We start from the raw sequence: 12,310 nt of genomic DNA, 5'->3' as shown, positions 1-12,310 counted from the left end.
GACAGTGCCTCCGGACTAGTCCTCCGGACCCTCCGTTTGCCGGCATCCGCATTGCCCTTGTTTGCAGCAGGCAGCGTGCCAGTGCCGGAAACGTGGGAAGCGAAATACCCGTGGTGACCATGTTTTCTCGGGCCATGCAGGACGGCCTCTGACAACGGTTTGCGGAGTGTAATTGCACAGAAGGTGCATGCCGCCATACCACGGGGTAAAGTATGTAACGTTTTGTTAAGCCATTTTGAGCGAAAGCGATAATCGCTAAGATACCGCCATGGAAAATACCAGCCACAAGATTCTCGTCGTGGATGACGACCCGCGCCTGCGCGACCTGCTCCGCCGCTACCTTGGCGAGCAGGGCTTCACGGTTCTCGTAGCGGAAAACGCCACGGCCATGAACAAGCTCTGGCTGCGCGAACGGTTTGACCTGCTGGTGCTTGACCTGATGATGCCGGGCGAGGATGGCCTCTCGATCTGCCGTCGCCTGCGCGGCGCCAACGACCAGACACCGATCATCATGCTCACCGCCAAGGGCGAGGATGTGGATCGCATCGTCGGCCTCGAAATGGGCGCTGACGACTACCTGCCCAAGCCTTTCAACCCCCGTGAACTGATTGCGCGCATCCACGCGGTGCTGCGCCGCAAGGGGCCGGCCGAAGTGCCGGGCGCTCCGTCGGAGACGCCGGAAACGTTCGCCTTTGGCGATTTCGTGCTGAACCTGGCCACGCGCACGCTGACCAAGAACGACGAGGAAATCACGCTCACCACGGGCGAGTTCTCGGTGCTCAAGGTCTTCGCCCGCCATCCCCGCCAGCCGCTCTCGCGCGAAAAGCTCATGGAAATGGCACGCGGCCGAGAATACGAGGTATTCGACCGCAGCCTGGACGTGCAGATCTCCCGCCTGCGCAAACTGATCGAGCCGGACCCGAGCAACCCGCGCTTCATCCAGACGGTCTGGGGCCTCGGCTACGTCTTCATCCCCGATGGCGTGAAGTAAAGCCGGTCCGCACAGCAGCATCGTGTCGACCGCTCTCGGCCGTACCGCAACGCGGTTCTTCGGTTCGCTATTCTGGCGAACCTTCATGCTGATCGCCCTGTTGCTGGCGATCTCGCTGGGTATCTGGTTCCAGAGCTACCGGCTCTTCGAACGTGCACCGCGCGCCCAGCAGATCGCCATGCAGGTGGTCAGCGTGGTCAAGCTCACGCGCGCCGCCCTGCTCTACTCCGACCCCGCGCGGCGCCGGTTCCTTCTGCTCGACCTCGTCCAGAACGAAGGCATCAAGGTCTATCCGCGAGAAAAGGACGACGACTTCGCCGCGCCCAAGGCCAACCCGTTCCTCACCCAGTTGGTACAGCAGGAGATTCGCAGCCGCCTGGGCGAAGACACGGTACTCGCCACCACGGTCAACGACATTCCCGGCGTTTGGGTCAGCTTCGAGATCGAGGGCGACGATTACTGGGTGGCCATCAGCCCCGAGCGTTTCGAGCGCGTACCGGGCATCCAGTGGCTATGGTGGAGTATTGCCGCGCTGCTGCTATCGATTATCGGCGCCGCATTCATCACGGCGCGCGTCAACTATCCGCTCAAGCGGCTGACCAATGCCGCCAAGCTGATCGGCACGGGTGGTGATCCACCGCCGCTGCGCGAGCAAGGCGCCAGCGAAGTGGCCCAGGCCAACCGCAGCTTCAACCAGATGGTGCGCGACCTGCGCCAGCTCGACGACGACCGCGTGGTCATGCTCGCCGGTATTTCCCACGACCTGCGCACGCCGCTCACGCGTCTGCGCCTGGAAACCGAGATGTCGCCTGTGGATGCCACCACGCGCGACGCGATGATTGCCGACATCGAACAGATGGACGCCATCATCGGTCAGTTCCTGAACTATGCCCGACCGGGCCAGGAGGTGGTGGAGCCAGTGGATCTCTCCGCGCTGGTGCAGGAATCGGTGGGCGTCTATGCCGCGCACGACGATGTGCGCGTGCACGTGCGGTCCAACGGTCCGGTCATGGCCGTGGCCAATCGCATGGAAATCCAGCGCATTCTGGACAACCTTGTGGAGAACGCCCGCCGCTATGCCAAGGACGAGGAAACGGGCATGGCCGAAGTGGAAATCACTACCAGCCTGGACGACAAGGACGCTGTGCTGACGGTGGCCGACACCGGCCCCGGCGTACCCCACGAGCAGCTTTCGCTGCTGACCCGACCGTTCTACCGGCTCGACAGCGCCCGTAGCGAAGCCAAGGGCGCTGGCCTTGGCATGTCGATCGTGAACCGCATCCTGCAGCGCAACGGCGGACGCCTGGTGCTGGCCAACCGCCAGGCGCCGAAGAGCGGACTCGTAGTCAGCGCCATGTTCCGCCGCGCCTGACGTCGCTTCCGGACGACACGGCTTTGCCGATTCGCGCCACGTCCTTCGCATTGACAGGTTTTCTTCAGCTACTGATATCGGATTGAAAGGCTGCTGACAGCCGAATGACAGCGCCGACGCGCACACTGGCTGAACAATCGACTACAGGCACCCGCCCCACGGGACGCCAGACCGAGAGACAGCCATGTCCAGCACTCCCAGCACACCGACCTCCCAACACGGGTTTCGCACCGTGTTCCGTGTTGTCAGCGGCAACTTCCTCGAAATGTACGACTTCATGGTGTACGGCTTCTACGCCGCTGCCATCGCCCGTACGTTCTTCCCCTCCGGCAATGAATTCGCGTCGCTGATGCTGTCGCTCGCCACCTTCGGCGCGGGCTTCCTGATGCGTCCGCTCGGCGCCATCGTGCTGGGCGCATACATCGACCATCACGGGCGCCGCAAGGGCCTGATCGTCACGCTGGTGCTGATGGCGCTCGGCACGCTGCTGATTGCGCTGGTGCCCGGCTATGCGTCGATCGGCGTGGCGGCGCCGCTGCTGGTGCTGTTCGGCCGGCTGTTGCAGGGCTTCTCGGCAGGCGTGGAACTGGGCGGCGTCTCGGTCTACCTGTCCGAGATCGCCAAACCCGGCCAGAAAGGTTTCTACGTGGCATGGCAGTCAGCCAGCCAGCAGGTAGCCGTGATCTTCGCCGGGCTGCTCGGCGTGATCCTGCATGCCACGCTGGCACCGGCGCAGATGGACGACTGGGGCTGGCGCGTGCCGTTCCTGATCGGCTGCCTGATCGTGCCGTTCCTGTTCATGATCCGCCGCTCGCTCGAGGAAACCGAGGCGTTCCGCACACGCAAGCATCGGCCGTCCACCCGCGAGATCTACCGCTCGATGCTCGACAACTGGGGCATCATCGTCGCCGGCTGCATGATGGTGGTGATGACCACGGTCTCGTTCTACATGATCACCGCCTACACGCCCACCTTCGGCAAGACCGTGCTCAAGCTCGATGACGTGGACAACCTGATCGTCACGATGTGCGTCGGGCTGTCGAACTTCATCTGGCTGCCGCTGATGGGCGCCGTGTCCGACCGCGTGGGCCGCAAGCCGCTGCTCGTGGTGTTCACCATCGCCACGCTGCTGACTGCCTACCCCGCCGTGTCGTGGCTGGTAGCGGAGCCGTCATTCGGCCGCCTGTTGATGGTGGAACTGTGGCTGTCGTTCCTGTACGCGAGCTATAACGGCGCGATGGTCGTGACGTTGGCCGAGGTGATGCCGGCAGCCGTACGGACCACCGGCTTCTCGCTGGCGTATAGCCTGGCCACCGCGCTGTTTGGCGGCTTCACGCCGGCCATCTCCACCTATCTGATCCACGCAACGGGCAACAAGGCCGCGCCGGGCCTGTGGCTCACATTCGCGGCAGTGTGCGGCCTGGTAGCCACGCTGATCATCTTTCGTGCGCAGCGCGAGCAGGCAGCGCTGCGTACGGCCTGACAGCCGATACGTGCGCTGTCACGACACTGTCCGTCCATGCGTGGCATACTGCGGCTTCGCTGTTTGCTGCACTGCGGCAGTCGAGATTGCCTATCGCGGCCTTTGAGATTTTCAATTGGCTCCGGCTGTGTCTGACGGCGCATAATCACAGATTGTTGCGATTGCTTCCGTGTATCGGGTGATGCCCGTGAACACGGGGGCGTGTCGCTCGCCTCACTCTCTTCAAACCGTATCAGGAGAAGTCCATGAAGACCGTTGGTCAAAAGCTCGAAGCGTTCCAGATCGTTGGCGTGAAGCCTGGTTTCAACAACCACGAGGAAAACGGCCAGTCGGCTTTCGAAGACATCACCGAGAAGTCGTTCGAAGGCAAGTGGAAGGTGATCTACTTCTACCCGAAGGATTTCACGTTCGTGTGCCCGACCGAAATCGTGGCCTTCGCCAAGCTGAACGGCGACTTCGCAGATCGTGACGCGATCGTCCTGGGCGGCTCGACCGACAATGAGTTCGTGAAGCTGGCATGGCGCCGTGAACACAAGGACCTGAACAAGCTGGACCAATGGCAATTCGCCGACGTGACCGGCTCGCTGGTTGACCAGCTGGGCGTGCGTGACGTGGCTGCCGGTGTTGCCCTGCGCGCCACCTTCATCGTCGATCCGGACAACGTCATCCAGCACGTTTCGGTGAACAACCTGAACGTCGGCCGTAACCCGGAAGAAGTCCTGCGTATCCTGGACGGTCTGCAAACGGACGAACTGTGCCCGTGCAACCGTGCTGTGGGCGGCGCCACGCTGTAATTGGCCCTGCCTGCCCGTCGCCGCAAGGCGATTCGGCACCTCGCGTGGAGGGGCGATGCGCCCTTCCACGCCGAAACCCGCTATGTGCGGGTTTTTTGAGCCCTCGTCGATAGGAGAAATAAATGGAATTCCTCAGCACGATCAAAAATCTTATTCCCGACTACGCCAAGGACATCCGTCTGAACGTGGACGGTACGATCGCGCGCTCATCGCTGGAAGGCAACGATGCCGTGGCCGTGGCACTGGCTGCCGCGTTCGCCGCCAAGAGCAAGGTGATCGTCGACGTGATTCGCAACGCCAACGTGCTGTCTCCCGAGGAAGTCACCGCCACCCAGACCGCATCGGCGCTGATGGGCATGAACAACCTCTGGTATCCGTACGTCGAGATGGCCGAAGACCCCGATCTGGCCAGCCAGCCGGCTGGCCTGCGCATGAACGCATACGCCACGCACGGCGGCGTGGACAAGCGACGTTTCGAGATGTACGCGCTGGCCGCGTCGATCATCGGCAAGTGCCATTTTTGCGTGAAGTCGCACTACCACCTGCTGAAGAACGAGCAAGGCATGAGCGCCCAGCAGTTGCGTGACGTGGGCCGCATTGCCGCCGTGATCGGCGCCGCAGCCAATGTGATCGCAGCCGAGTAAGCCGCCCATCGCGCGGCTCCCGGCGATCCTGAACCGGCCGGCATCGAACGATGCCTGGCCGGTTTTTTATTGGCGGATGGATGTTCTCTGACACGGTCTCGCGCCAATGAGGCGGTGCATTTGTGCTGCGGTCGGCCTACAATCCAGCCAAGGTCACGAACATCGCAGTCGCCATGAGCTCCTTGCCTTCGCACACTTCGCCGCGCTTCCGTTTCCGGCTGGCCGCGGTGTATGACTGGGGCGATATCGCTGCCGTCACGCAACAAGCCTACGGTCAATATGAACTTGGCATCATGGAAGATTGCCGGGCATCATTCCAGCGCGGCATGCATTCCGTACTGGCGGCCAAGGACAATCCGGACATGGAATGGTGGGTGGCGGAAACCGATCACGGCATCAGTGGCGCCGTGCTGTTTTGTCATCCAGGGGCCACGGTGCCCGCGCTCGATGACAGCACGATCACGCTGACGCAGCCCGAGGCGCGGCTGCTTTCGGTCAGCCCGCAGGCGCGCGGGATGGGACTTGGCAAGCGATTGATGCAGATCTGCATCCAGCGCGCCCGTGACATCGGCGCGCATTCGCTGGTCTGCCGCGCCATGCCCGAGATGGACTCCGCCATCAGACTCTGCGAACAGATGGGCTTCCAGAAACGTACGGAGGCCGGTGCACGCCATGGAGCCATGGCGCGCCTCATCGACTACGTCTACACGATCACGCCAGAAGAAGCACCGATGCCTTCGCCACCGCCCCTCTGAGGTGTTGCCCGGGACTCAGTCCTGGGTGTCTGCCGGGCGGCGATAGATCAGCACCGCCGCCTGCGCGACGATGCCTTCCTCCTTCCCCTCGAACCCGAGCTTCTCGTTCGTCTTGGCCTTCACGTTGCAATGCGTGACCGGCAGGCCGAGATCCTCGGCCAGGTTCCCCACCATGCCCTGGATGTGCGGCGCGAGCTTCGGCTTCTGCGCAATCACGGTGGCATCGACATTGCCGATCTCGAATCCCGCTGCGCGTACGCGGCGCGCGGCTTCGCGAAGCAGCACCCGACTGTCGGCCCCGGCAAAATTGGGATCGGTATCCGGAAAATGCCGGCCGATATCGCCCAGCGCGGCGGCACCGAACAGCGCGTCCGTCACGGCATGCAGCAACGCATCGGCATCTGAGTGGCCCAGCAGGCCGCGATCATGGGGGATATCCACGCCGCCCAGGATCAGCTTGCGCCCCGGAACCAGCGCGTGCACATCGTAGCCCTGCCCTACACGGAAATCGAACGGATTCAAAACGGCTCCTTCTGGATTCAGGAAAATATCAGGACGCCGACGGCGCGGCGCCCGCGCGCAGCAGTACGTCTGCCAACGCGAAGTCTTCGGGATACGTGACCTTGAAATTGCGCAGCGACCCATTCACCAGTCGCGGACGCAGGCCCAGCCGCTCGATGGCGCTGGCCTCATCGGTGACCACGGCGCCAGCAGCCATCGCATCCTCCAAGGCATGACGCAGTACGCCGATGCGGAACATCTGAGGCGTCTGCGCCTGCCACAGGCCATCGCGTGGCACGGTCGCGCCAATCCGCGCGGCGGTCGGCACACCCTGCTCTGCCCGCTTGAGCGTGTCGGGCACGGGCACCGCCAGGATGCCGCCGATCGGCTCGCTGGCCGCATCGTCGGATTCCACGGCGCGGACCAGCGTATCGATCATCGCCGGCGTCAGGCCCGGTCGTGCCGCATCGTGGACCAGCACCCAGTCGGTGTCTGACGCGCCCAGTGTCTGGAGGTGATGGAGGCCCGCCAATACCGAGGCATGGCGTGAATCGCCACCCACGAAAGCCGTATCGAAACGCAGCCCCGCAAACGCCTGTGCGCCAAAGCGGGACTCCAGTGGCATGTCGTCGGGTGCCAGTACCAGGGCCGTGGCGCTGATCGCTTCACAAGCCGAGAACGCCGCCAGCGCGAACCAGAGCATCGGCCGCCCGGCCACGGTCTGGTACTGCTTCTGCACGGTGCCTCCGGCGCGGCTGCCGGTACCGGCACAGGGAATCAGGGCGAATCGACGATCGGACACAGGTTCTGCGGGTGGATGATAGGAAGCCCGGCTGCAAGCCGGCCGGACCGCATTCTATAATACGGCCCTTGTTCGCCGCCATGGCCTCCGGGCCGTGGCGGCATCGCCAACACCCCTGCCCGCGCGTGCCCCAAGCATCGCCGGCGGGGTGGCGTCGTTTTTGCATCCTTGCTACCCATGCCTGACACATTGCCCGACTTTCCTTCCGCCGCCCTGCCGCTGGTCAAGCCGGGCATGCGCCATGCCGTAGCAGGACTGCCCGGCGCCTCCGACGCCCTCGTGGTGGCCGCTTACGCGCGCCAGCATCGTGGCAGCGTGCCAATGGTGGCCGTGGTCTGCGCCAATGCCATGGATGCGCAACGGCTGGCCGACGAGATTGCGTGGTTCGCGCCGGAACTGCGCGTCCGACTGCTACCTGACTGGGAAACGCTGCCGTACGACAGCTTCTCGCCGCACCAGGATCTCGTTTCCGAGCGGCTGGCCACGCTGCACGACATCCAGAGTGGACAGTGCGACGTGATGATCGTGCCGGCCTCCACCGCGCTGTATCGGCTGGCGCCCCCGTCCTTCCTCGCGGCCTACACGTTCTTCTTCAAGCAAGGCGAGCGGCTCGATGAAGCCGCCCTCAAGGCCCAGTTCACACTGGCCGGCTACGAGCATGTCAGTGCCGTGATGCGCCCAGGCGAGTACAGCGTGCGCGGCGGACTCATCGATCTCTATCCGATGGGTTCGGCGCTGCCATACCGGATCGACCTGTTCGGCGAGGAAATCGAAACCATCCGCGCGTTCGATCCGGATACGCAGCGCAGTCTCTACCCGGTCAAGGAAGTCAGGCTGTTGCCCGGTCGCGAGTTTCCGCTCGACGAGGCCGCGCGCACGGCGTTCCGAGGCCGCTGGCGAGAAGTTTTCGAAGGCGACCCCACCAAGTCGCCCATCTACAAGGACATTGGCAACGGCGTGCCGTCCGCCGGTATCGAGTACTACCTTCCGCTGTTCTTCGAACAAAGCGCATCGTTGTTCGAGTACCTGCCGCAGGGCACGCAACTGGCGTTCGCGGGCAATGTCGACGAAGCCATTCGGCGCTTCTGGGCCGACACCATGCAGCGCTACACTTTCATGCGCCACGACCGCGAACGGCCGCTGTTGCCGCCCGCGGACCTCTTCCTGTCCGAGGAACAGTTCTTCGTCGGCGCAAAGCCGCTGGCGCGGCTGGTGCTGCAGCGCGAACCGGCACCTGCCGAAGCCACGCCCTTCGCAGCGGGCCTGCCCGACGTCTCGGTGAATCGCCGCGCCGAGGACCCCCTCGTCAATCTGGAAGCCCTGCTGCTGAACAAGACCACGCGCGTGCTGATGTGCGCGGACTCCGCTGGCCGGCGCGAAACACTGCTGCAGTTCTTCGCCGAAAGCGGCCTGCGCCCGATGATCGTCGAGGATTTCGCGGCGTTCCTGGCAGGGGAATCGCATTTCTCGATTGCCGTGGCACCACTGCAGAGCGGCTTCGCGCTGCCCTCTGCATCGCTCGCCTTCGTAACCGAGAACGAGCTCTACGCGGGCACCACGCGCCGTGCCGGACGTCGCAAGCAGGAACAGGCCAGTACCGTCGACGCCATGGTTCGTGATCTGGCCGAGCTCAAGATCGGCGACCCCGTGGTACATAGCGAGCACGGCATCGGCCGCTACCAGGGGCTGGTCACGCTTGACATGGGCCAGGGCGACGAGGAGTTCCTGCATCTCGATTACGACCGCGCCAGCAAGCTCTACGTGCCCGTGCATCAACTGCACGTGATTTCGCGCTACTCGGGCGCCGATCCGGAAACCGCGCCGCTGCATTCGCTCGGTACAGGCCAGTGGGACAAGGCCAAGCGCCGCGCCGCGCAGCAGATCCGGGACACCGCCGCCGAACTGCTGAACCTCTACGCGCGCCGCGCGCTGCGCGAAGGCTTTGCCTTCCCGTTGCAGCCGAAGGACTACGAGACTTTCGCCGAGAGCTTCGGCTTCGAGGAAACACCGGATCAGGCTGCAGCGATCTCGGCAGTCATCGCCGACATGACCTCGGGCAAGCCGATGGACCGTCTGGTCTGCGGCGATGTGGGCTTCGGCAAGACCGAAGTGGCTCTGCGCGCCGCATTCGTGGCCGTGCTCGGCGGCAAGCAGGTGGCGATGCTGGCGCCCACCACGCTGCTGGCCGAGCAGCATTTCCAGACGCTGTCAGACCGCTTCGCCGAATGGCCGGTGCGCATCGTGGAACTGTCGCGCTTCAAGACGAAAAAGGAAATCGACGCGGCCATCAAGCAGATCAACGACGGCACCGTCGATATCGTGATCGGCACGCACAAGCTGCTGTCCGATCAGGTGAAGTTCCAGCGCCTGGGTCTGGTCATCATCGACGAGGAACACCGCTTCGGGGTACGCCAGAAAGAAGCGCTGAAGACGCTGCGTGCCGAGGTAGATGTGCTGACGCTGACCGCCACGCCAATCCCGCGCACGCTGGGCATGGCGCTGGAAGGGCTGCGCGATTTTTCGGTCATCGCAACGGCGCCGCAAAAGCGGCTGGCCATCAAGACGTTCGTGCGACGCGAGGAAGACGGCGTGATTCGCGAGGCTATCCTGCGGGAGCTCAAGCGCGGCGGACAAGTCTACTTCCTGCACAACGAGGTGGAGACCATCGAGAACAAGCGCGCCCGGTTGGCCGAACTGGTGCCCGAGGCGCGCATCGCCGTGGCGCACGGCCAGATGCACGAACGCGAACTCGAACGCGTGATGCGAGATTTCGTGGCACGCCGCGACAACATCCTGCTCTGCACGACGATTATCGAAACCGGTATCGACGTGCCGACGGCCAACACGATCCTGATCCACCGCGCCGACAAGTTCGGCCTGGCGCAGTTGCACCAGTTGCGCGGACGCGTGGGCCGCAGCCATCACCAGGCCTACGCGTATCTGCTCGTGCACGACCCCGAGGGGCTGACCAAGCAGGCGCAGCGCCGGCTCGAAGCCATCCAGCAGATGGAGGAACTGGGTGCGGGCTTCTATCTGGCCATGCACGACCTGGAGATTCGCGGTGCGGGCGAAGTACTTGGCGACAAGCAATCGGGCGAGATCCACGAGATCGGCTTCCAGCTTTACACGGACATGCTCAACGCCGCCGTGAAATCCCTCAAGGCCGGCAAGGAACCGGATCTGATGGCGCCACTGGCGGCCACTACCGAGATCAACCTCGGCACGCCGGCCCTGCTGCCGAACGATTACTGCGCCGATGTGCATGAACGCCTGTCGCTCTACAAGCGTCTGGCCAACTGCGAAACCGGCGAGCGCGTGGACGATATTCAGGAAGAACTGATCGACCGTTTCGGCCGTCTGCCCGCGCAGGCGCAGGCACTGATCGAAACGCACCGGCTACGCATAGCCGCTGCGCCGCTGGGCGTGCGCAAGATCGACGCGGGCGAGGCCACGGTCAGCATGCAGTTCGTGCCGAACCCGCCCATCGACGCCATCAAGATCATCGAACTTGTGCAGAAGAACCGGCACATCAAGCTGGCCGGACAGGACAAGCTGCGTATCGAGGCCAAGATGGAAGACGTGGCCGCCCGCGCGCAGACGATCAAGCACACGCTGCGGCAGTTGGCCTGACTGACGCGCCGGGTGTAGGATCTCATCCTTGACGAATCAACGTTTTCTCACGACACATCGCCCCATGCCAACCACTCAAGACACCATCGCCGCCCAAGACACCCCGCCGCGCGGCAGCGCGCTCGACTGGACCCAGCGGCTGGTGTCGTTCGATACCACCTCTCGCCATTCCAACCTTGGCCTGATCGAATCGGTACGTGACCATTTCCTGGCCAAGGGACTGCGCCCGCATCTGAGCTATAACCCGCAGGGCGACAAGGCCAACCTGTTTGTGACCGTCCCCGCTGCGAATGGCGCCACCGATGGCGGGATCGTGCTGTCGGGCCATACCGACGTGGTGCCCGTGGACGGCCAGAACTGGTCCACCGACCCGTTCAAGCCTGTGATCCGCGACGGCAAGCTGTATGGCCGCGGCACCTGCGACATGAAAGGCTTCATCGGCACAAGCCTGTCGCTGCTGCCGACCATTCTCGAAGCCAAGCTGCGCGAGCCGGTTCACTATGCGCTGTCGTTCGACGAGGAAATCGGATGCATGGGTGCGCCGTACCTGCTGGCCGAACTGCGCGATCGCGGCGTGCGACCCTCGGGCTGCATCGTGGGCGAGCCGACGAGCATGCGCACGATCGTCGCGCACAAGGGCATCAACGCGTACCGCTGCTGCGTGAAAGGCCAGGCCGCGCATTCCTCGCTCACGCCCAAGGGGGTCAACGCCATCGAATACGCCGCGCGGCTGATCTGCTATATCCGCGACATCGCTGACGAGTTCAAGGCCAATGGCCCCTACGACCGCGCCTTCGACGTGCCTTTCACCACGGCATCGACCGGCACGATCCAGGGCGGCATCGCGCTGAACACGATTCCGGCCGAATGTGAGTTCGTGTTCGAGTTCCGCAACCTGCCGGGTGTCGATCCCGAAGCCATCCTCGCGCGCATCCAGGGCTATGTTGCCGATGTGCTGGTGCCGAAGATGCAGGCCGAGCATGTGGACGCCAGCATGGCCATCAGCAAGATTGCCGCCGCGCCGTCGCTCGATGCGGCCGAATCTGACGCCATCACGCAACTCGTGCGCGCGCTGACCGCTGACCGCGAAACCAACAAGGTGGCGTACGGCACCGAAGCCGGCCTGTTCCAGCGCGCCGGCATCCCGGCCGTGGTGTGCGGCCCCGGCGATATCCAGCAAGCGCACAAGCCGGACGAGTTCGTCGCGCTCGACCAACTGGCTGACTGCGAGACCTTCCTGCACAAGGTAGTGGACAGCCTGCGGGCGGCCTGAGTTTTCCATCCCGTGCTACCGGGCGCCACGCGTTGGCGCCCGGGTACAATATCGCCCTTTCGCAT

10 protein-coding genes are annotated in these 12,310 nt (G+C 63.9%); 8 read left to right on the top strand and 2 right to left on the bottom strand.

The features are described from left to right. Positions 1-268: 268 nt before the first annotated feature. The 6 genes from ompR to FFS21_RS08850 all read left to right on the top strand — a co-directional run bounded on the left by ompR (position 269) and on the right by FFS21_RS08850 (position 6,039). On the top strand, positions 269-991 hold the full coding sequence (gene ompR, locus FFS21_RS08875; RefSeq protein ID WP_010810107.1) for an osmolarity response regulator transcription factor OmpR: 723 nt from the start codon (positions 269-271) through the stop codon (positions 989-991). A gap of 22 nt (positions 992-1,013) precedes the next feature. Then, complete coding sequence (locus FFS21_RS08870; RefSeq protein ID WP_137924454.1) at positions 1,014-2,363, top strand: ATP-binding protein; 1,350 nt, start codon at positions 1,014-1,016, stop codon at positions 2,361-2,363. Positions 2,364-2,547: 184 nt separating this feature from the next. Further along, complete coding sequence (locus FFS21_RS08865; protein ID WP_137924453.1) at positions 2,548-3,846, top strand: MFS transporter; 1,299 nt, start codon at positions 2,548-2,550, stop codon at positions 3,844-3,846. Between the two features lie 245 nt (positions 3,847-4,091). Then, entirely contained in the window at positions 4,092-4,640 is a 549-nt protein-coding gene (locus FFS21_RS08860; RefSeq protein WP_130390292.1) for a peroxiredoxin, read from the top strand. 122 nt (positions 4,641-4,762) lie between these two features. Beyond that, entirely contained in the window at positions 4,763-5,284 is a 522-nt protein-coding gene (locus FFS21_RS08855) for a carboxymuconolactone decarboxylase family protein (RefSeq protein ID WP_137924452.1), read from the top strand. Positions 5,285-5,457: 173 nt separating this feature from the next. Beyond that, on the top strand, positions 5,458-6,039 hold the full coding sequence (locus FFS21_RS08850; RefSeq protein WP_137924451.1) for a GNAT family N-acetyltransferase: 582 nt from the start codon (positions 5,458-5,460) through the stop codon (positions 6,037-6,039). A gap of 15 nt (positions 6,040-6,054) precedes the next feature. Here the strand turns inward: FFS21_RS08850 and ispF are convergent, their stop codons facing one another. Both ispF and ispD read right to left on the bottom strand, forming a co-directional pair. Next, a complete protein-coding gene (gene ispF, locus FFS21_RS08845) occupies positions 6,055-6,561 on the bottom strand; it encodes a 2-C-methyl-D-erythritol 2,4-cyclodiphosphate synthase (protein WP_137924450.1) in 507 nt (168 codons plus the stop codon). Positions 6,562-6,589: 28 nt separating this feature from the next. Continuing rightward, a complete protein-coding gene (ispD, locus tag FFS21_RS08840) occupies positions 6,590-7,342 on the bottom strand; it encodes a 2-C-methyl-D-erythritol 4-phosphate cytidylyltransferase (RefSeq protein WP_137924449.1) in 753 nt (250 codons plus the stop codon). 177 nt (positions 7,343-7,519) lie between these two features. Here ispD and mfd point away from each other — a divergent pair, with 177 nt between their 5' ends. Together mfd and argE are read left to right on the top strand one after the other, a co-directional pair. After that, positions 7,520-10,972, top strand: coding sequence for a transcription-repair coupling factor (gene mfd / locus FFS21_RS08835; RefSeq protein WP_137924448.1), 3,453 nt, complete (start codon positions 7,520-7,522; stop codon positions 10,970-10,972). Between the two features lie 64 nt (positions 10,973-11,036). Further along, complete coding sequence (gene argE, locus FFS21_RS08830; RefSeq protein ID WP_137924447.1) at positions 11,037-12,245, top strand: acetylornithine deacetylase; 1,209 nt, start codon at positions 11,037-11,039, stop codon at positions 12,243-12,245. Positions 12,246-12,310 lie beyond the last annotated feature (65 nt).

Source organism: Cupriavidus sp. 2SB (assembly GCF_005503625.1).
Lineage (GTDB): Bacteria > Pseudomonadota > Gammaproteobacteria > Burkholderiales > Burkholderiaceae > Cupriavidus.
This window is presented reverse-complemented; position numbering and strand designations above follow the sequence as displayed.